Origin of the sequence: Roseovarius sp. AK1035, assembly GCF_003288315.1 — a bacterium.
Classification (GTDB): Bacteria; Pseudomonadota; Alphaproteobacteria; order Rhodobacterales; family Rhodobacteraceae; genus Roseovarius; species Roseovarius mucosus_A.
Map to the genome: position 1 here is coordinate 3,760,337 of NZ_CP030099.1, position 20,178 is coordinate 3,780,514.

Sequence of the window (20,178 nt, forward strand, 5' to 3'; positions counted from 1 at the left end):
GCGCCATCGGCGCGACGGGGGCAGCGCCCCCACGCCCCGCTCAATGCACCGTGCAAACCATGCAGGGATCAAAACTGCGCACAATATGCTGCACGGCAATCGGCGTCTCCTCGCCCGGCTGCACCTCTGCGCCGACCAGCGCCGCCTCAAGCGGCCCCGGCACGCCACCCGCATCGCGCGGGCTGAAATTCCACGTGGTCGGCGCGATGATCTGCCAGGATGCAATGCGCCCCTTTTCAATCCGGCACCAATGGCCCAGCGCGCCGCGCGCCGCCTCAACCAAACCTTCCCCCACCCCGTCACGCGGCGGGGCCCAGTCGGCCATGAACCTTGCTGCGGGATCAATCCCGGCCAGCCTCTCCTCCATCCCCACCTGCGTGCGCGCAATCTCCAACAGCCGCCCCACGATCCGCGCCCGCACCCCGCCCTCGCTCACCATGGCCCGCGCCAAAGGATGCCCATCCACCACTTGCCGCGCCAGCGCGCCGGTCTCATAGCCCAAGCCCCCCAGTCGCGGGGCCTTGCACCAGCTATAGCCGGGATCGCGCATCGCCTCGTCGGGCACGGTCTGCCCCGCCTCCGGATGCACCGCCTCGCCCAGCATCCAGGCATGGCTCAGATCCTCGGTGATCTGCGCGGTCTGCAGAACCCCAAGCGCACCCCCAGCCCAAATACCGCGCGCAAAGACCGGCCCTTCACCACTCGGATAGGCGCCATAAGACAGATAGCGCCCAGATCCCTGCCCCATCCCCGCCAGATCTAGGTCGGCGGCAATCTCCAAGAAAAGCCCCACATCCCCAGTGTCCCACGCCTCCAGCGCAGCGACACTCTCCAAGGCGATGAACGCCTCCAGCGGCGCGCCGAACATCTCGGCTTCCAGATAGGCGCGAAAGGCCCGCAAACTGGCCTGCATCCGCAGCTTGTCGCGCAGGGAGGGCGCGCGCGTGACCCCTCCGGGCTGAATGGCCAGCGTATGCGGCCACTTGCCCCCCAAAAGGCCCACGATATGCAAAAGCCGCGCCCGCGCCTCCAGCGCCCCATGCAGCGCCGAGCCTTGCATCGCCGTGAACCGCGCCACGGTGCGGGCATGCCAACGCCGCCCCGCATAAACGCTGCGCGCGAAATCGGGCATGAAGAACAGGTTGAAATGCGTCATGTGATCGGCCTGATTCTCGACCATATGCAAAAGCGCCGCCACCTTCTCGCCCTCAGGGGCCGGCACCACGCCCGCCGCCTGCGCCAAGGCCCGTGCCGCCGCCGCCGATTGGCTGATGGAACAGATCCCGCAAATGCGCGGCGTGATGGTCAGCGCATCCATTGCCCCCTTGCCCAACAGCATCCGCTCGAACCCGCGAAACATCGGCGAATTCACCTGCGCAGACCGCACCCGGCCCTCCGCCACATCCAGCCGGATTTCCAGATCCCCCTCGACCCGGTTGAACGGGCCAACCAAAAGCTGCGTGTCGCTCATGGCTTGGGTTTCTTGAGGCTGGGGGGCACGGTGATCCGGTCGGCCACCGCATTGCGCGCGATGCGCGGCGGGGTCGCAGCCTTCGACAGGCTCGCCAGTGCCATGAACCAGGCTTTTGGCATGTCAGACGGCAGGCCCACCGGAATCCCTGCGAATTTCGGCGTCTCGGCAAAGCCGTGGCCCGGCTCCTCGAATTCCGGCGCGGTGCAGTTGATGCACGGATAGCCCGCCCGCGTGCAACTGCCCTCTCCATTCCAGCCGCGAATATTGCAATCCCCCACCGCCTGCGTGCCGACACAGCCCAGATGCTCCATCATACAGCCCATTTCCGACAGATGCGTCGCACTGGCCTTGTATTCATAAAACTCATTCTTGGGACAGGCATGATGCACCAGATGATCCGCATAGAAACGCGGCCGCCCATAACCATCAAGCATCTCTGCCCGCATCTCGCCCGCTGCCAGCATCAAAAGCGTCTCTGTCACCCAATCCGGATGGGTGGGGCAGCCCGCCACATTGATCACCGGCAGGCCCGAGCGTGACCGAAACTCCGCCGCCAGCGCGCCGCCCACATGCGCCCCGTCATATTGCACGCCCACCGCATCGGCGGGATTCTCACCCGCCGAGGTGACGCCGCCATAGGTGGCACAGGTGCCCACCGCCACCACATGCCCCGCGCGCGGTGCCAGATCCCGCAGCCAGTCCAGCATCGACCGCCCGGTGCCCGCCAGCATATGAAACCGCCCGGTGCCATTGGGCCCCCGCAGAATAGATCCCTCAACACAGAGAATATCGAGCGTTTGACGCTCCTCGCGAATATCCTCCAACATGCGCCGCACCGGCGCGCCGGTGGCCTCGCTCAGTGTCGGATGCCACAGAAATTCCAATCCCGCCCCCGCCAGCAAGGCCAGCACATTGGGGTCCTCTGCACAGAGAAGCGACATAGTGCAGCCCCCACAGCCCCCCGATTGCAGCCAAAGAATATTCATGCCGCCCCTCCTCGTGGCAGGCTCAGGCGAAAACAGGCCCCCGGCCCGGCCCGCTCGACCAGTTCCAACGTGCCGCCATGTTCCTCGACAATCTTATGCGAGATTGACAGGCCAAGCCCCGTGCCCTTGCCCACCTCCTTGGTGGTATAGAACGGATCGAAAATCGCCTGCGCATCCGCCGCCGCAATCCCCGGCCCCGTGTCGGATATCTCAAGCACCGCGCGCCCCCCCTCGTCACGCAGGTCAAGCCGCAACGCGGGTGCCTCCATCCCTTCCATCGCATCCACCGCGTTTTGCACGAGGTTCATCAACACCTGCTGGATATGCCCCGGTCGCCCCCGCACCATGCAGGGCGCCTGCCCCTCATAGCTGATCCGCAGATCGGATTTGCTGCCGCGCTCGATCCAGTTGACGGCGATGCGCGCTGTCTCGAGCAGATCGAAATCGGTCATCTCTCCCGCCCCATCCGCCGACAACCGGCGCAAATCCTCGACAATATCGCGGACCCGTTCGGCCCCGTCGCGCGCGCCCTGCACCACATGCGCAAGGTTCTTGAGATTGCGATCCAGCTTCAACGCCTCGCGCAGCGCCACCAATTCCTCGCGGCTCGCCCCCGCCTGAACCCGCTCGAAATAGGTCTCGAACTGCGACAGGTATTTCTCCAGCGTATGCGTATTGGCATAGACGAAACTGATCGGGTTGTTCAGCTCATGCGCCACCCCGGCCAGCAACCGCCCCAGAGAGGCCATCTTTTCATTGCGCACCAACTGACCTTGGGTCTGTTTCAGCGCCTCATGGCTGCGCTCAAGCTCTGCATAGGCCCGCTTGAGCGCCCCCAGTGGCCGCCCCGTCAGCACAACGCCGGTGCTTTTGCGGCGGCGGTCAAGCTGCGGTGCGATGCTGAATTCCACCGGCTCCAAACCATCGGGCGTGATCAGATCCGCGCTCTGGGTATGGGTGCGGCGCAGGGCGACCGTTTCGGCCACCGCAGCACTCAATCCCCCGGTGTCGGCCTCGGCCACAAAGTCGCGCAAGGGCCGCCCCACCAGATCGGCCACCTCGATCCCCACAAGGTTGCAAAATGACGCGCTGGCATCGGCAATCGCGCCATGCTTGTCAGCCACCACCAGATAATCACTGATCGACACCATGATCGAGGACAGGAAATGCCGCAGATTGGTCAGTTCCGCATTGCGGCTCTCCAACTGCTCCTGATAATCCACCAGCTCCGCATAGGTCCGGTCCATGGCGCGCAAGACATCAACCCAGGTCTGGTCGCCCAAATCCTTGCGCAGATCATCGATTCCCATGCCAGACCAGCCTCCGGGCCAAGACGCCTCAGCGCGCCTTGACCAAGCCTAAAACCAATCCGGGAAAAACAAAAGCGCCACGCAGAGGGGAACGGAATTTTACAATCCGCCCCCCCCACGCGCGCTTATTTCAGGATTGAGCGCCCCGCATAGATCGCCGTCTCGCCCAGCATTTCCTCAATCCGGATCAACTGGTTGTATTTCGCCAGCCGGTCCGACCGCGCCAGACTGCCAGTCTTGATCTGCCCGCAATTTGTGGCCACAGCCAGATCGGCGATGGTGGCATCCTCGGTTTCGCCCGACCGATGCGACATCACATTGGTCATACGCGCGCGATGCGCCATATCGACCGCTTGCAACGTCTCGGTCAGCGTGCCGATCTGGTTCACCTTGACCAGCATCGAATTGCCGCATCCGCGCTCGATCCCCATGGCCAGACGTGCGGGATTGGTGACAAAAAGATCGTCGCCCACCAGCTGCACCTTGTCGCCCAGCGCCTCGGTCAGCGCGCGCCAGCCCTCCCAATCGTCCTCGGCCATGCCGTCTTCGATGGAAATGATCGGGTAATCCGCGACCAGCGCTTGCAGATATGCAACATTTTCAGCGCTACTCAGGCTCAAACCTTCGCCAGAAATTTCATATTTGCCACCTTTGTAGTATTCCGTCGCGGCGCAATCGAGACCAAGGTAAATCTCCTCACCGGGGCGGTAACCCGCCTTCTCAATCGACTTGAGAATGAAATCCAGCGCATCGCGCGTCGAGGATAGGTTGGGCGCAAAGCCGCCCTCATCGCCCACACCCGTCGCCAGACCCGCCGCCGACAGCTCTTTCTTCAGCGTGTGAAACACCTCCGACCCCATGCGCACGGCATCGCGGATATTCTCCGCCGCTACCGGCAGGATCATGAATTCCTGAATGTCGATCGGATTGTCGGCATGCTCGCCGCCGTTGATGATATTCATCATCGGCACCGGCAGCACCCGCGCCGAGGTGCCCCCCACATAGCGATAGAGGGGTTGGCCGGAAAAATCCGCCGCCGCCTTGGCACAGGCAAGGCTCACGCCCAGAATCGCATTGGCCCCCAGACGCGCCTTGTTGGGCGTGCCATCCAACTCGATCATCGCCATATCGAGCGAAACCTGCTCGGTCGCATCCATACCCGCCAACGCCTCGGCGATCTCACCGTTGACGGCGGCCACGGCCTCCAGCACGCCCTTGCCCATATAGCGGGCCTTGTCACCATCGCGCCGCTCGACCGCCTCATGCGCGCCTGTCGACGCCCCCGAGGGCACCGCCGCGCGGCCCATGGTGCCATCCTCCAGCGTCACATCGACCTCAACCGTCGGATTGCCCCGGCTGTCCAGAATTTCGCGGGCGTGAATGTCGATGATACTGCTCATGGGCGGGGAATCCTTTGCTGGAATTGGCTCGCGCCTGCCTTAGCAAGTTTTCCACGCTTTGCAAACGCAGCAGAGCCGCAAACCCCGCCCCTACTCCGCCGCGCTACAGTATGCACAACCTTGCCTGACGCCAACCCGTGCGATCATACTAGATCGTGCAACATTTCAACTCGACGCAAGAGCTTATATCTAGAAAATGTTAAAGAAAGGTTCGGTGATACCGGACCAAGCGCTCAAAATGGGCATCTAGAGAACGTTTTAAGTGCTCTGCATCCTTTACGTTGAGAATGTAATCAACGAGCAAGTTGTATTGCGTGATCTGTCGTGGCAACCGAAGAGCTGGGTCTTGGCGATTGATCCGCTCGCCCTCAGCAATAACCTGAACGACCTGCTTCTCGGGAACGAGTACAAGACCTTCCTGAACAGGCATAACTTTGCCGTTCATAAGCCTTACTTCGGCGTCAAACAGATTGAAAAGATAAGCTTCCAACGCCGTAATTTCAGCCACGTTCCCGACCGGCCACGCCCATACATAAGCATTTTCCCAAACATCGACCTGTCGATTTGCGATGACGTCTGACCGTGCTGAGGTCAAATGGCGGCGCACACGTGAACGGATTCCATCGACGGATTGCCCGACGTAGATCGGAATTCCATCCAAATCGCAAAGAGCGTAAACGCCTATCTCATCCGTCAATGCTCTGAGTGCTTCACCCCGAAAAGCTTGGACCTCGTTCACGCCACTTCCCTTTCTACCAACCTTTTGAGTAAGATTGGCTGAAAGATATGCTCGTCGAGATATCTCACAATTGGGACAACGACGCCGTCCCCCGCAAGCCTGTAGGCATCGTTATAACGAGCAGGCATTCGGTAAGTAGCCGGCAATCCCATAAGTCTCGAAACCTCCAGTCGCGATAACAGGCGCGCTTCGATTTTATCCCCGTGAACTATCAGGATTGTTTGTCGCGACGATCCACCCGCCGGGGTGCGTAAGCATCCCGCGATGCCATCAAACCGAACTTCCGCCCGTTGCCGCACCTGCCCTGCTGCATCAGGGCGCCCGCGCTTATAAAGAGTTCCCACAACAGTTCGGTTCGTTGCCTTCGCCGCTTCAATTCGCCCGAGACTCGGAGAAGACATCATCGACAGTAATGACGCGACGTGTTCATCGGAAAACCACGGCGTATCGGGATCGGTGTCAAGAACATTTTCTAGGGACTGCGGTGAAGTTGTCGGGGAAGGCACGCGAAACCACATCCAGTTCTTTTGGATTACACGGCTGCACGCGCCGTGAAAACGCACCAACCGAGGAGAACAGAATAATCCTCTCGCTTGTGGCTGACAAAGAGTCGTTGCGTCTATGTCCCGCCGGACCGCTATGATGAACAAACGGGGGCGGCTCTGCGGCACAAAATGGGACGCATCAATTTCCAGCGCCCCAACCTTGTAACCCAAGGATATAAACGATCGTAGAACATGATCCAGATCTTTGCCCGCGCGCCGCGACATCAACCCTGTCACATTTTCGAACGCAATTACACGCGGCGCAAACCCAGCCTTCACGGCAGCACGAACTTTTTCGAACCAAGGTTTGAAGACCCCACTTCGCGCACCTTCGAGACCAAGCCCTTTGCCTGCAAGACTGAAATCCTGGCAAGGGCTAGACGCCCAATATAGGTCAATGTCTTGTTTCAGAAACTCTGGATCGAGCGACGCAACATCGCCTTCGAACAGTCCCGTCCCCGACCAATTTTCGCGATAAACGCGGCACTTCATCTCGTCTATGTCATTAGCGAGAACACAATGCCAATTTTCTTGAAGTGCGGCACGCACCATACCACCGCCACAAAAAAACTCGGCATATCTCGGAGTATGATCCATTACGCACACCATATCTATGCTTAAGAGACGGATTATGCCTTGTCGAGATTAAACAAGCCTTAAACTACTCCGCCGCCTGCGCCGCTGTCTCTGCGTCGATCTCGGCGGCCCGCCGCTCGACCTGTTCGACGATGTGGTCGATCATCTGGGCATTGTCCATCCGGTGGCTCTGCTTGCCCGCCAGATAGACCATGCCATTGCCCGCCCCGCCGCCGGTAAAGCCGACATCGGTCATCAGCGCCTCACCGGGGCCATTGACCACGCAACCGATGATGCTCAGGCTCATCGGCGTCTTGATATGCTCCAGCCGCTTTTCCAGCGCCTCGACCGTCTTGATCACGTCAAACCCCTGCCGCGCGCAGGACGGGCAAGAGATGATATTCACCCCCCGATGCCGCAGCCCCAGCGATTTCAGGATTTCATAGCCAACTTTGACCTCTTCCACCGGATCAGCCGACAGGGAAACCCGGATCGTATCGCCGATCCCCATCCACAACAGGTTGCCCAGACCAATCGCGCTCTTGATCGTGCCCGACATGAGGCCGCCCGCCTCGGTGATGCCAAGATGAATGGGCGCGTCCGTGGCCTCGGCCAGTTGCTGATAGGCGGCGGCGGCCATGAACACATCCGACGCTTTCACACTGATCTTGAACTCGTGGAAATCATTATCTTGCAGAATACGGATATGCTCCAACCCGGACTCGACCATCGCATCGGGGCACGGCTCGCCATATTTGTCCAAAAGGTGCTTTTCCAGCGACCCGGCATTCACGCCAATCCGCATCGAACAGCCATGATCCCGTGCTGCCGCGATCACCTCGCGCACGCGGCGCGCATCGCCGATATTGCCGGGATTGATCCGCAGGCACGCGGCCCCCGCCTCGGCTGCCTCAATGCCGCGCCGATAGTGGAAATGGATATCCGCCACAATCGGCACCGGGCTTTCGCGCACGATATCTTTCAGCGCCTTCGCCGATGCCTCATCCGGCACCGAGACCCGGACAATATCCGCCCCCGCGTCGGCGGCCGCCTGCACCTGTGCCACCGTGCCCGCCACATCGGTGGTCAGCGTGTTGGTCATCGTCTGCACGGTGATCGGCGCATCGCCCCCAACAGGGACATTGCCCACCATGATCTGACGGGATTTGCGGCGGTAGATATTGCGCCACGGGCGGATATGATTGAGCGACATCGCGTCGGGCCCCGTTCGTCTAAAGGTGACTTTCCCACACGATAAACCGTGCCGGGGTCAGGGGCAATCGCGTGTCGCTTATTGCTGCGGAACAGCCTCAGGCGCGATCTGCGCCTCGGCCACATACCGCATCAAATCCTGATCTGCCGTGATATCGGCCAAGGCATAGCGCCCGGTCAGCCCCTCAGCCGTCAGCGCCAACCCCGAAGTGACAGCCCCTCGCGTGCCCGCAGGCCCATAGTGCTGCCCGTTCACGGCGAAATAAATCGCCCCCGATTCGCCCACGCGCAGCGTCGGCGGCTCTTCCGTCGCAGGCACCGGGTAGGTATCACCCGCGTTCAGAATACCCTCAAAGATCACGCTGCCATCAGCGGCACGCACCCGCACCCAGGCCGGGCGCACCGCAACCACTTGTACCTCTGCCAAATTTCCGGCCACCACCTGCGGCCGGTTCGGGCCGGGCGCGTCAAAGTCTTGTGCCTCGCGCAGGGCCAGCGCAATGCCACTGTCGCGATCCGCCTCTGGGGCGACCGGGCTCAGCGTGCCCACTTCACGCGGATCAAGCGTGGAAATCGGCGCATCCCGCGCCACCATAACCGGCACATCCAGCGCCTTGGGCCGGTACAGCCGGCTCAACCGTTCATCGCGCGGCGGCTGAAACACGCCCGACGCGGCCTCCTCGCCCTGAGGCAGATCATCGGCAATCACCGCAGCCCCGCTCAACGGGTCAAGATCGGCCAAGACCACCGGCGTATTCTCTACCGGCGCAAGCTGCACCTGCTGCACCTGCCGCAATACGCTCCACCCGCCATACCCAATCGCCCCGATCAGCACGACCAGCACCAGCGCTGATCCAATCGCCCCCGGCTCGATCCGCGACAGGAAACTCTCAGAGGCAGGCAGGAATGGCGTATTGGGCGACACCAACGGATCTTGCAGCGCCGCCTTGCGCTGCTTGACAGGGCCAGCCTTGCGGATCGAAGACGCCTCTGCCGACATCCCATGGGCAATCGAAAACCCGGATTCGTCACAAAACACCTTGAACGCCTGATCTGGGTCCATACCCAGATAGCGCGCATAGGACCGGACATAGCCGGGAATGAAACCGGGGGTATCAAAGGCGGACGGATCGCAATTTTCAATCGCGGCCACGTAATTGGCCTTGATCCGCAGCTCACGTTCCACATCCAGCAGGGATTTTCCAAGCGTCGCGCGCTCACCGCGCATCAAATCGCCAAGGCGCAATTCAAAAGCGTCAAAGCCTCGGGCTTCAACCTCTTCTACTTCGGCCTTCCGCGAAAATCGCCGCCCGATCATGCGCCCCTGCCTCTCGAGTGTCTTGCCCAGCTGCCCAAATGTCCCGATTCGAGCTCTGAACTTTTCTTTCTCAGACCGTAACACAAGGCAAGGTATAATGCACGTGCAGAGAGGTTAGCCCGCCAATTCGGCGCGATTCAGCGCACAATGGCTCCAGAGCTCATCCATGGCGCGCACCAGCGCATCCATCTCTTTGGGGCCATGCACCGGCGAGGGCGTGAACCTCAGCCGTTCGGTGCCGCGCGGCACGGTCGGGAAATTGATCGGCTGCACATAAATGCCATAGCCTTCAAGCAGCATGTCGCTCAATTTCTTGGTATGCACCGGATCGCCCACGATCACCGGCACGATATGGCTGCCATGATCAATCATCGGCAGGCCCATCGCCTTGAGCCGCGTCTTGAGGATTTTCGCCTGAGTCTGATGCTGCTCCCGCAGCGCCGCGCCCTGCGCCGTCTTCAGAAACGCAACCGAGGCACTGGCCCCCGCCGCCAATGCCGGTGCCAGCGAGGTCGAGAAAATGAAGCCCGGCGCATAGGACCGAACCGCGTCGCACATCTTGGCGCTTGCCGCGATATAGCCGCCCATCACCCCATAGGCCTTGGCCAAGGTGCCGTTGATGATATCCAGCCGATGCATCAGCCGGTCCCGCTCGCAAATCCCCGCTCCGCGCGCGCCATACATGCCCACCGCATGCACCTCGTCGATATAGGTCAGCGCGCCAAACTCATCCGCAAGATCGCAAATCGCTTCAATCGGGCCAAAATCGCCGTCCATCGAATAAACGCTCTCAAAGGCAATCAGCTTGGGTGCGGCGGGATCATCCGCCGCCATCAGCTCGCGCAGATGTGCGACGTCATTATGCCGAAAAATCCGCTTGGCCCCGCCATTGCGGCGCACGCCTTCGATCATGCTGGCATGATTCAGCGCATCGGAATAAATGATCAGCCCCGGAAAGAGCTTGGGCAGCGTGCTCAGCGTCGCATCATTGGCGATATAGGCAGAGGTAAAAAGCAGCGCCGCTTCCTTGCCATGCAGATCGGCCAATTCCGCCTCAAGCCGCTTGTGATAGACCGTCGTGCCGGAAATATTGCGCGTGCCGCCCGATCCTGCGCCCGTGGCGTCAATCGCCTCATGCATCGCCGCAAGGACAACCGGATGCTGCCCCATGCCCAGATAATCGTTGCCACACCACACAGTGATCGGCTGCTCGGCCCCATCGGGCTTGCGCCACACCGCATGGGGAAAATTGCCCTTCGTCCGCTCGATGTCGATAAAGGTGCGATAGCGACCTTCCTGATGCAAACGGTCGATCGCCTGATCCAGCTTGGCTTCGTAATCCACTGGCGTTTCCTTCCTGATCGTCACCGGCAAACGGGGCCAGCCGTCCTTCGGGTCTTGGGCGGCGAACCGGGCCACCTATTCAATATTTGGAATGGATATAAAATACATTCCCCTCACGCAACAGGTTACAAATTGACGCTGCCCCCCACTTTGACTTGGGTCAAGTGACTGGACAGTGCCACGCGGCCTGATACCCTCATTCTCAATCATACTCAAACCCAAAGGCCCGCCATGTCGCTTTCCGCCGTTCTCTCCCGCATCGACGACCAATTGCCCGCCGCTCTCGACCGGCTGACCGGGCTCTTGCGAATCCCCTCCATCTCGACCGATCCGGCCTATGCGGGCGATTGCGAAGCCGCCGCAGATTGGCTTGTGTCAGACCTGCAAAGCCTTGGGGTAAAAGCAGAAAAACGTGCCACACCGGGCCGCCCCATGGTTGTGGGCCATAATGACGGGCCTGCGGATGGCTCTGGGCCGCACCTGCTTTTTTACGGGCATTACGACGTACAGCCGGTTGATCCTCTGGCGCTCTGGCACACCGATCCCTTCGCCCCCGAACTTCAGGACACGCCGCACGGCAAAGTGATCCGCGCACGCGGCGCCTCCGACGACAAGGGCCAATTGATGACCTTTGTCGAGGCCTGCCGCGCCTATAAGGACGTGACCGGCGCGCTCCCCTGCCGCATCACCTTCTTTTTCGAGGGTGAAGAGGAATCAGGCTCGCCCTCGCTCATCCCCTTCATGCGCGAGAATGCCGCAGAGCTTTCCGCCGACTTGGCCCTGATCTGCGACACCTCCATGGTCGCCCCCGGCGTGCCCTCCATCGCCTCGCAACTGCGCGGCATGCTCAAGGATGAATTCACCATCACCGGCCCGCGAATCGACCTGCATTCCGGTCACTACGGCGGTCCTGCCCTCAACCCCTTGCGCGAAATCTCGCGCCTTATCGCGTCTTTCCACGATGACACGGGTCGCGTCGCCGTCGAAGGCTTCTACGAGGGCGTCCATGAGGTGCCCGCCGACCTGCTGCGCCAATGGGAAAGCTGCGGCTTTGACGAACACGACTACCTCTCCTCCGTTGGCATGACCCGTGCCCATGGCGAGGCGGGCTATTCCGCCCTTGTCCAGCAATGGGCGCGGCCCACGCTGGAAATCAACGGGCTTTGGGGGGGCTATCAGGGTGCCGGTACAAAAACCGTGATCCCGTCCGAGGCGCATTGCAAACTGACCTGCCGCCTTGTCGGCGATATGGACCCCGACAGCCTGCGCCAAAAGGTCCGCAAACATGTCGAAGATCGCCTCTCGCCCGATGCCAAGATCACCTGGAATCAGGATCTCGACGGCTCGCCCGCGGCCGTGATGAACATCAGCCGCCCCGAGTTCGAAGCCGCCCGTCAGGCCCTTTCAGACGAATGGGCGCGCGAGGCGGTCTTTACCGGCATGGGCGGCTCCATCCCCATCGCGGGCTTTTTCAAAGAGGTGCTCGGCCTTGACGCCATGCTCATCGGCTTTGCCCAGGAAGATGACGCCATTCACTCCCCCAACGAAAAATACAACGTCCAGAGCTTCCACAAAGGCATCCGAAGCTGGGCACGGGTTCTGGACGCGCTGGCCAAGTGACACGCGTGGCCAGAAAGGGACAATAGTCTGCGTTGAGGAGACGCGCGATCTCTGGGCCGGGGACTAGCGAAGCAACAGAACTGGATGCCACTTTATGTCAGCAAAGTCCGAGTGACGTCTCAGTGAGGCGCTACACATCAAAATCGCTAGGCCGCGGGACGGCCCAGCGATCGCGCGGCGGCGCGTGCCGCGCCTTGTTCCGCGCGGGGGCACCCTGACTGTCCGCTCTAGGCCGCCCCCTAAACGCCCTGCGCCTGATACACCGCGCCCACCTCTGCCCGGATGATCCGCGCAATCTGCGCGCAATCCTCTAGGCTAAAGGTCAGCGGCAGCCGCATATCGACAATCCCGCGCAAGATCCGGTCGCTCGCAGGCATCGGCGATGACGGCGCATAGCGCCAACTGTCATAGCGGCTGGTAAAGCCCACCGGCTCCGCCCCACCAAACCACTTAAGCTCGACCCCGCGCGCCAGACACCGCTTCAACACATCCGCAATCCGGCCCCCGTCCCAATCCAGCAACAGGAACTGAATGGAAGATCCCACATAGCGCTCTGCCTCGGAGCGCTCGACCACCGTCAACCCCGGCGTGCCGCGCAATCCCTCCTCGACCACACGGTACCGCGCGTTCCATTTTTCACATTGCGCATCCAGCGCCCGCAACTGCGGCCGCAAAATGGCCGCGCGCAGATGATCCATCCGCCCCGACACATTGGGCGTGTCATATTTGACCTGCTCAAACACCTCTGCCGGCGGCACCGTGCCATGCCGCCCATAGAGCATATAGGACCCCGACAGCATCACCGCCCGCGCCATCACCATCTCGTCATCGGTGATTAGAAACCCGCCCTCGCCGGAATTCATATGCTTGTAGGTCTGGGTGGAATAGCATCCGATCTTGCCCCAACGCCCCGAAGGGATACCGCGCCACGCCGCCCCCATCGTATGCGCGCAATCCTCGACCACCGTCACCCCGGCAGCGTCACAAATCGCCATCAGCGCGTCCATATCCGCCAGATGCCCGCGCATATGGCTCAGCATCAGAACCTTGGCCTCGCCCACCTTGGCCGCCAGATCCTCCAGATCAATCGTCAACGCCTCGGTGACACCCACGAACACCGGCACCGCCCCCACGCTGGCAATCGAACCGGGCACAGGCGCAAGCGTAAAGGCATTGGTCAGCACCTTGTCGCCCGGCCCCACACCCAAGGCCCGCAGCGCCGTGGCCATCGCATAGCCGCCTGACGTCACCGCCAGCGCATAGCGCGCCCCCGTATACTCCGCGAATTCCCGCTCGAGCGAGGCCACCGCCCCCGCCTCCTCGCCCACGAGGTTATACCGATGCAACCGGCCCGAGCGCAGCACATCGAGCGCCGCCGCGATCCCTTCTTCGGGGATCGGCTCCTGTTGCGTGAAATTGCCTGTGAATCTCTCTGTCATGCTCTTGTTTTGGGGCGCGTCTGGCCTTGCGTCAATGGTTTTGCAGGCCAGCCCCCCTTTCCTTCAGAAAACCCGAAACCGCCCTGCGGCTCAGCCGATAAGACGCCGCACCACGCCCGGCAATTCGCCATAATGCCCGATCACCGCCTCAGGCTTCAAGGCCGCCACCGTGCCCCCACCGGGGCCAAACCCCACAAGCACCGACGGCACGCCCGCCGCCCGCGCGGTGTCATGATCCGTCACCGTATCGCCCACCATCAGCGCGCGAACCGGATCACCGCCCGCCCGCCGCACGGTCTCGCGCAGATGTTCCGGATCGGGCTTGCGCACCGCCAGCGTATCCGCCCCGGTCAACGCCTGAAACGCCCCAAGCACGCCCAACCGCTCCAACAGAATTCGCGCCAGACGTTCCGGCTTGTTCGTGCAAATGGCCACGCGGTAGCCGTCTTCGCTCAACTGCGCCACAGCCTCCATCGCGCCGGGATATAGCACCGTATGCACATCAATCGCCTCGGCATAGGCCTCCAGCAGCACCGGGTAATACCGGTCAATCGTGGCCTCATCCTCGGCCCGGCCCAGCCGCTCCATCCCCAGCCGCAGCATCGCCCGCCCGCCGCGCAGCGCAACGCCCGAATCGGTGTCCGCCCGCAACAGATCACCCGCGCCCATATCGCGAAAACAGGTATTTGCCGCCGCCAGCAAATCGCCGCTGGTATCCGCCAGCGTCCCATCCAGATCGAAAACCACCGTGCGCATGCCCTGCCCTCTTGCCGCCTCTCGCCAGCGGATAGAGCGCCCCTGCCCGAAACACAAAGGAAAAGACGCGCAGCCCTAGTCTGCCAGCCGGTAAACCTGCAGTTCCGGCAACGCCGTCAGGGGTGCTCCAACGGCCCGAAACCCCGCCAGCGACAATCGGCTGCCCGACCCCGGCACCGCGTCGAGCGGAATAAGGTCGACCGCCACCGATTGCCCGGTCACGGCATAATCCACCCGCCCCCGCGCGGGCGCATCCACAAGCGGCGTCTTCAGCCAAAGCCCCGGCTCAGCCGGTGATCCAAGCGACGCCACAGTGGGTCCCAGCGCCCCGGCCCGTGCCGTGGCAGCCTCGACGCGCGCCGCCTTGCGCTCGGCGGGCGTTGTCGCGTCCAAATCGTCCGGCGTCATCGGTGCCACCACCTCGGGCGCGGGCTCTGCGCGCGGCGCGAACACCCGCTCCACCTGCGCACAGCCCGCCACGCCCAAAACACCCAAGATCATGATCAAATATCTCATTTGTCCACCCTACCCCCCGAAACTTGCCCCTTCAACGGCCAACTTGTCCCTTGCCCCGCCGCGCCCCCCCGCCTAGATTTACGCCATGACAGCACCTCTGATAGACCCGTTCCAGCGCGCCATCTCTTACTTGCGTGTCTCCGTGACAGACCGCTGCGATTTCCGCTGCGTCTATTGCATGTCTGAAAACATGACCTTCCTGCCCAAGCGCGAATTGCTCACGCTCGAGGAACTCGACCGCCTCTGTTCGACCTTCATCCGTATGGGCGTCGAAAAACTGCGCATCACCGGCGGCGAACCGCTGGTGCGCAAAGGCATCATGACGTTTTTCGACGCCATGACCCGACATTTAGAGGACGGCACCCTCAAGGAACTGACCCTCACCACCAACGGCAGCCAGATGGAACGCTTCGCCGCCGATCTCTATGCGGCCGGCGTGCGCCGGGTGAACATCTCGCTCGATACGCTCGATGATCAGAAATTCGCCGATATCACCCGCTGGGGCCGCTTGGCGCAGGTGATCAAAGGTATCGACGCCGCCCAAAACGCCGGGCTGCGCGTCAAGATCAACACTGTGGCCCTCAAAGGGTTCAACGAAGACGAGTTGTTTACCCTTACCGAATGGTGCGCATCGCGCGACATGGACCTCACCTTTATCGAGGTCATGCCAATGGGCGATATCGGCAACGAGGACCGCTTGGGCCAGTATTGGAAACTCTCCGATCTGCGCGCCCGCCTGCGCGACCGCTTCACCCTCACCGAATTGACCGAGCGCAGCGGCGGCCCCGCCCGCTACGTGCGACTCGAGGAAACAGGCCAGAAAATCGGCTTCATCACGCCACTCACCCATAACTTCTGCGAAAGCTGCAACCGCGTGCGCCTCACCTGCACCGGCGAGCTCTACATGTGCCTCGGCCAAGAGGATATGGCCGACCTGCGCGCCCCCCTGCGCAACAACCCCGGCCATGACGCTATGCTCGAAGACGCCATTCGCGCCGCCATCACGCGCAAACCCAAAGGCCACGATTTCGACTACTCGCGCCAGACCGTCGATGGCCGCGTCTCGCGCCACATGAGCCATACAGGCGGCTAAGCCTGCGCGCGTCACGCCCGCCCGCGGCTGTCATCCTTCCAAAAATACGCGAAATCACTGGCCTGCTTGAAAAACAGCGCCCTCAGTGCAAATAGGCCACGGCCTCGATCGTGCCGAAATCGACATATTGCAACAGCACAATCGCCTTATCCTCGCGCGCCAAAGCCACATCCAGATCAAGCGGCTTGCGACTGTCCCAGACCGCAACCTGCGTTATGTCCGTGACGATATTGGCATAGGTGATGGTCTTGCCAGCATTCTCGCCACGGGCAATCTTCACCGTTTGCTCGGGAACATAACGCACCAGTTGCACCATCAATGGCGTCCTGCGCGCAGGCTCGGCCCGCGCCTTGATCCGCACCTTGCCTGCGTCTCGCACCACCTCGACGGCGATGCCGCTTTGCGCCCGCGCGCGGTGCTGCGCGATCAGCGCCTCAACATCCCCGAACCGCGTGCCCACCACGTGATCCGCCCCGTTGATGATCATTTGCGGCGTATACACCATCGTGCGGCCGCTCGCCTGCGCATACCCACGCTGCCGGTTGCTGTTATGAGGACTGCCAAAACTGTCCTCCCAGCCGATGTAATCCCAGTAATCGACATGCAGCGACAGAGCGATCACATCATCGCGCGTTACAAGGTCAAGAAAATAGGCATCCGCGGGCGGGCAAGAGGAACAGCCCTGCGACGTGAAAAGCTCTACCACAACAGGATGGTCACCGGCACTTGCCTGCACCGCCCACAGGGATAAAATCCCCCCCAATACGCTCGCCGCCACGTGTCGCATATCGTGTCTTCCCACTCGGTGTGCTTGTTTGCCCGCGGATCATACCACATCCGCGCCCAATGGAACCTAGGCCTCGTGGATCGCAATAACCAATCAAGGTTTCGAGAGTCCAAAGTGATTTCCTGAAATATTGATCAATTGTGTGCAATAGTATACAAATATTCTCGCGCCCCTCTTGATCGGACGTTTCAAATCGGTCAGAAGCAAAAGCAAGTGATCCAGCCTCGACCATGAAAGGACGGCCCATGCCCATCAGCGTCGGACAAGACAGCGCCAAGACCCGCAAGACCCTCACCATCGGCGACCAGTCGGTCGCCTATTACTCGATCGCCGCCGCCGAAGAGGCCGGTCTTGGCGATTTCTCGCGCCTTCCCGCTGCCCTCAAGGTGGTGCTGGAAAACATGCTGCGCTTCGAGGATGGCAAAACCGTCTCGCTTGACGATATTCGCGCCTTTTCAGAATGGGCGGCCAATGGCGGCACCGCCAACCGCGAACTGGCCTACCGCCCGGCGCGCGTGTTGATGCAGGATTTCACCGGCGTTCCGGCGGTGGTGGATCTTGCCGCCATGCGCGACGGGATCGTGGCCTTGGGCGGCGACGCCCAACAGATCAACCCGCTCAATCCCGTCGATCTCGTCATCGACCACTCGGTGATGATCGACGAATTCGGCAATCCCCGCGCCTTCCAGATGAACGTGGACCGCGAATATGAGCGCAACATGGAACGCTACCAGTTCCTGAAATGGGGCCAGGGCGCGTTCAACAATTTCCGTGTCGTGCCGCCGGGCACTGGCATCTGCCACCAGGTCAACCTCGAATATCTCGCCCAAACCGTCTGGACCGACACCGACCAGAACGGCGAGACTGTGGCCTATCCCGATACGCTGGTGGGCACCGACAGCCACACCACCATGGTCAACGGCATGGCCGTGCTGGGCTGGGGCGTGGGCGGGATCGAGGCCGAGGCCGCGATGCTGGGTCAACCGATTTCCATGCTCATCCCCGAAGTCGTGGGTTTTGAACTCACAGGCCGCATGGTCGAGGGCACGACCGGCACCGATCTCGTGCTCAAAGTCGTGGAACTCCTCCGCAAAAAAGGCGTGGTCGGCAAATTCGTCGAATTCTACGGTGCCGGTCTCGATCACCTGCCGCTGGCGGATCGCGCCACCATCGCCAATATGGCCCCCGAATACGGTGCCACCTGCGGCTTCTTCCCGATTGACGACGAGACGCTTCGCTACCTGCGCAACACCGGCCGCGATGAGGCCCGCGTGCAATTGGTCGAGGCCTATGCCAAGCAAAACGGCTTCTGGCGCGGCTCCGATTACGCACCGGTCTATACCGACACGCTGCATCTCGACATGGGCACCATCGTGCCCGCCATCTCGGGCCCGAAACGCCCGCAGGATTACGTCACCCTCGACAAATCCGCCACCTCCTTCCTTGACGTCGTGTCGCAATACCGCGGCAAGGATGCCAGCCCCGCCGCCGCCGACATGGCCGCCGAAGGCCCGGCCACCGCTGTCGCCGCCGACCCGCGCAAATCGGTCAAGGTCAAGGGCGAAGACTATAGCATCCGGGATGGCTCGGTCGTGATCGCCTCGATCACCTCCTGCACCAACACCTCCAACCCTTACGTGATGATCGGCGCGGGCCTTGTCGCCCGCAAGGCGCGCGCGCTTGGCCTCAACCGCAAGCCATGGGTCAAAACCTCGCTCGCCCCCGGCTCGCAGGTGGTCTCCGCCTATCTCGAGGCCGCAGGGCTGCAAGAGGATCTCGATGCCGTGGGCTTCAACCTCGTGGGCTATGGCTGCACCACCTGCATCGGCAACTCGGGCCCCCTGCAAAAGGAAATCTCCGAGGCCATCGCCGAGGGCGATCTGATGGCCACCTCCGTCCTTTCGGGCAACCGCAACTTCGAGGGGCGCATTTCCCCCGATGTGCGCGCCAATTACCTCGCCTCCCCGCCGCTCGTCGTGGCCTATGCCATCGCGGGCGACATGAATATCGACCTCACAACCGAGCCCTTGGGCACCGACAAGGATGGCAATCCGGTCTATCTCAAGGACATCTGGCCCAGCCAAAAAGAGATTGCCGAACTGGTCGAGCGCACAGTAACGCGCGAGGCGTTCCTGTCGAAATATGCCGATGTCTTCAAAGGCGACGAGATGTGGCAATCGGTCGAAACCTCCGAAGGCGAGACCTATGATTGGCCCGCGCAATCGACCTATGTGCAAAACCCGCCCTATTTCAAAGGCATGGCCAAGGAACCGGGCACCATCTCCAACATCTCCGGCGCGCGCGTTCTGGCGCTCCTGGGGGATATGGTCACAACCGATCACATCTCTCCCGCAGGCTCCTTCAAGGAAACCACGCCCGCTGGCAAATACCTGACAGAGCGTCAGGTGCCCGTGCGCGAGTTCAACTCCTACGGCTCGCGGCGCGGCAACCACGAGGTGATGATGCGCGGCACCTTCGCCAATATCCGCATCCGCAACGAGATGCTCGATGGGGTCGAGGGCGGCTATACCCAGGGACCGGACGGCGCGCAGACCTCGATCTTTGACGCCTCCATGGCCTATCAGGACGCGGGCACCCCGCTTGTGATCTTTGGCGGCGAGCAATATGGCGCGGGCTCTTCGCGCGACTGGGCGGCCAAGGGCACGGCGCTTCTGGGCGTCAAGGCGGTGATCGCCGAGAGTTTCGAGCGTATCCACCGCTCCAACCTCGTCGGAATGGGCGTGATCCCGTTCGAGTTCACAGGCGACGACACGCGCAAGACGCTGGGCCTCACCGGCGCAGAAACCGTGGCCATCTCGGGTCTTGATACGATCAAACCACTGGCCGAGGTGCCCTGCACCATCACCTATGCCGATGGCACGACCAAGGTGATCACGCTCAAATGCCGGATCGATACCGCGATCGAGATCGAATATATCGAACACGGCGGCGTGCTGCATTACGTGCTGCGCAACCTCGCCAAATCCGCGGCCTGACAAACCCCGCGGCGTCATCAACAGGGCGGCCCCTCATCCGGGCCGCCTTTTTCATATCTTGCGCAGG

The 20,178-nt window shown here is 61.8% G+C and carries 16 protein-coding genes; 3 read left to right on the plus strand and 13 right to left on the minus strand.

The genetic code is table 11. The features are described 5' to 3' along the window. Positions 1-40 precede the first annotated feature (40 nt). The 9 genes from RAK1035_RS17925 to hemA all read right to left on the minus strand — a co-directional run bounded on the left by RAK1035_RS17925 (position 41) and on the right by hemA (position 10,904). Positions 41-1,471: a nickel-dependent hydrogenase large subunit gene (locus tag RAK1035_RS17925; protein ID WP_008282513.1), complete on the minus strand. Its 1,431-nt coding sequence runs from the start codon at positions 1,469-1,471 to the stop codon at positions 41-43. Next, positions 1,468-2,460: a hydrogenase small subunit gene (locus tag RAK1035_RS17930; protein WP_008282514.1), complete on the minus strand. Its 993-nt coding sequence runs from the start codon at positions 2,458-2,460 to the stop codon at positions 1,468-1,470. Before RAK1035_RS17930 ends, RAK1035_RS17925 begins: the two co-directional genes overlap by 4 nt. Continuing rightward, complete coding sequence (locus RAK1035_RS17935) at positions 2,457-3,770, minus strand: sensor histidine kinase (RefSeq protein ID WP_008282515.1); 1,314 nt, start codon at positions 3,768-3,770, stop codon at positions 2,457-2,459. The genes RAK1035_RS17930 and RAK1035_RS17935 overlap by 4 nt, the downstream gene beginning before the upstream one ends. Before the next feature lie 125 nt (positions 3,771-3,895). Further along, entirely contained in the window at positions 3,896-5,170 is a 1,275-nt protein-coding gene (gene eno / locus RAK1035_RS17940) for a phosphopyruvate hydratase (protein ID WP_081506514.1), read from the minus strand. Between the two features lie 199 nt (positions 5,171-5,369). Next, positions 5,370-5,909, minus strand: a complete 540-nt coding sequence (locus RAK1035_RS17945; protein ID WP_008282518.1) for a GIY-YIG nuclease family protein — start codon at positions 5,907-5,909, stop codon at positions 5,370-5,372. Then, positions 5,906-7,051, minus strand: a complete 1,146-nt coding sequence (locus RAK1035_RS17950; protein ID WP_232279243.1) for a DNA cytosine methyltransferase — start codon at positions 7,049-7,051, stop codon at positions 5,906-5,908. The genes RAK1035_RS17945 and RAK1035_RS17950 overlap by 4 nt, the downstream gene beginning before the upstream one ends. A gap of 64 nt (positions 7,052-7,115) precedes the next feature. Continuing rightward, positions 7,116-8,243: a flavodoxin-dependent (E)-4-hydroxy-3-methylbut-2-enyl-diphosphate synthase gene (ispG, locus tag RAK1035_RS17955; protein WP_008282520.1), complete on the minus strand. Its 1,128-nt coding sequence runs from the start codon at positions 8,241-8,243 to the stop codon at positions 7,116-7,118. Positions 8,244-8,321: 78 nt separating this feature from the next. After that, positions 8,322-9,560, minus strand: coding sequence for a helix-turn-helix domain-containing protein (locus tag RAK1035_RS17960; RefSeq protein WP_008282521.1), 1,239 nt, complete (start codon positions 9,558-9,560; stop codon positions 8,322-8,324). A 114-nt stretch (positions 9,561-9,674) separates the two neighbouring features. Then, entirely contained in the window at positions 9,675-10,904 is a 1,230-nt protein-coding gene (gene hemA, locus RAK1035_RS17965) for a 5-aminolevulinate synthase (RefSeq protein ID WP_037298529.1), read from the minus strand. A 231-nt stretch (positions 10,905-11,135) separates the two neighbouring features. On the opposite strand from hemA, the gene RAK1035_RS17970 reads away from it, so the two are divergent. Beyond that, the gene (locus tag RAK1035_RS17970; RefSeq protein ID WP_008282524.1) at positions 11,136-12,524 is read left to right on the plus strand and encodes a M20/M25/M40 family metallo-hydrolase; all 1,389 of its coding nucleotides are present in this window, start codon (positions 11,136-11,138) and stop codon (positions 12,522-12,524) included. A gap of 239 nt (positions 12,525-12,763) precedes the next feature. On the opposite strand, the gene RAK1035_RS17975 is transcribed toward RAK1035_RS17970, so the two are convergent. The 3 genes from RAK1035_RS17975 to RAK1035_RS17985 form a co-directional block, all read right to left on the minus strand. Next, positions 12,764-13,963: a DegT/DnrJ/EryC1/StrS family aminotransferase gene (locus RAK1035_RS17975; protein ID WP_008282525.1), complete on the minus strand. Its 1,200-nt coding sequence runs from the start codon at positions 13,961-13,963 to the stop codon at positions 12,764-12,766. 90 nt (positions 13,964-14,053) lie between these two features. Next, positions 14,054-14,719: an HAD-IA family hydrolase gene (locus RAK1035_RS17980; RefSeq protein WP_008282526.1), complete on the minus strand. Its 666-nt coding sequence runs from the start codon at positions 14,717-14,719 to the stop codon at positions 14,054-14,056. Between the two features lie 75 nt (positions 14,720-14,794). After that, positions 14,795-15,235, minus strand: a complete 441-nt coding sequence (locus RAK1035_RS17985) for a hypothetical protein (RefSeq protein WP_008282527.1) — start codon at positions 15,233-15,235, stop codon at positions 14,795-14,797. Between the two features lie 85 nt (positions 15,236-15,320). Between RAK1035_RS17985 and moaA the strand changes: the two genes are divergently transcribed. Beyond that, entirely contained in the window at positions 15,321-16,328 is a 1,008-nt protein-coding gene (moaA, locus tag RAK1035_RS17990) for a GTP 3',8-cyclase MoaA (protein WP_037298531.1), read from the plus strand. Between the two features lie 82 nt (positions 16,329-16,410). Here the strand turns inward: moaA and RAK1035_RS17995 are convergent, their stop codons facing one another. Next, complete coding sequence (locus RAK1035_RS17995) at positions 16,411-17,115, minus strand: DUF1223 domain-containing protein (protein ID WP_037298533.1); 705 nt, start codon at positions 17,113-17,115, stop codon at positions 16,411-16,413. 245 nt (positions 17,116-17,360) lie between these two features. On the opposite strand from RAK1035_RS17995, the gene acnA reads away from it, so the two are divergent. Next, positions 17,361-20,111 carry an aconitate hydratase AcnA gene (gene acnA / locus RAK1035_RS18000; protein WP_037298535.1) on the plus strand — a complete coding sequence of 917 codons (2,751 nt, stop codon included), beginning with the start codon at positions 17,361-17,363 and terminating at the stop codon, positions 20,109-20,111. Positions 20,112-20,178 lie beyond the last annotated feature (67 nt).

Excerpts from the sequence above, each read along its gene's own strand:
- RAK1035_RS17925 (WP_008282513.1), bottom strand. The coding sequence starts at position 1,471 with ATGAGCGACACGCAGCTTTTGGTTGGCCCGTTCAACCGGGTCGAGGGG.
- RAK1035_RS17930 (WP_008282514.1), bottom strand. The coding sequence starts at position 2,460 with ATGAATATTCTTTGGCTGCAATCGGGGGGCTGTGGGGGCTGCACTATG.
- RAK1035_RS17935 (WP_008282515.1), bottom strand. The coding sequence starts at position 3,770 with ATGGGAATCGATGATCTGCGCAAGGATTTGGGCGACCAGACCTGGGTT.
- eno (WP_081506514.1), bottom strand. The coding sequence starts at position 5,170 with ATGAGCAGTATCATCGACATTCACGCCCGCGAAATTCTGGACAGCCGG.
- RAK1035_RS17950 (WP_232279243.1), bottom strand. The coding sequence starts at position 7,051 with ATGGATCATACTCCGAGATATGCCGAGTTTTTTTGTGGCGGTGGTATG.
- ispG (WP_008282520.1), bottom strand. The coding sequence starts at position 8,243 with ATGTCGCTCAATCATATCCGCCCGTGGCGCAATATCTACCGCCGCAAA.
- RAK1035_RS17960 (WP_008282521.1), bottom strand. The coding sequence starts at position 9,560 with ATGATCGGGCGGCGATTTTCGCGGAAGGCCGAAGTAGAAGAGGTTGAA.
- RAK1035_RS17970 (WP_008282524.1), top strand. The coding sequence starts at position 11,136 with ATGTCGCTTTCCGCCGTTCTCTCCCGCATCGACGACCAATTGCCCGCC.
- RAK1035_RS17975 (WP_008282525.1), bottom strand. The coding sequence starts at position 13,963 with ATGACAGAGAGATTCACAGGCAATTTCACGCAACAGGAGCCGATCCCC.
- RAK1035_RS17980 (WP_008282526.1), bottom strand. The coding sequence starts at position 14,719 with ATGCGCACGGTGGTTTTCGATCTGGATGGGACGCTGGCGGATACCAGC.
- RAK1035_RS17985 (WP_008282527.1), bottom strand. The coding sequence starts at position 15,235 with ATGAGATATTTGATCATGATCTTGGGTGTTTTGGGCGTGGCGGGCTGT.
- moaA (WP_037298531.1), top strand. The coding sequence starts at position 15,321 with ATGACAGCACCTCTGATAGACCCGTTCCAGCGCGCCATCTCTTACTTG.
- RAK1035_RS17995 (WP_037298533.1), bottom strand. The coding sequence starts at position 17,115 with ATGCGACACGTGGCGGCGAGCGTATTGGGGGGGATTTTATCCCTGTGG.
- acnA (WP_037298535.1), top strand. The coding sequence starts at position 17,361 with ATGCCCATCAGCGTCGGACAAGACAGCGCCAAGACCCGCAAGACCCTC.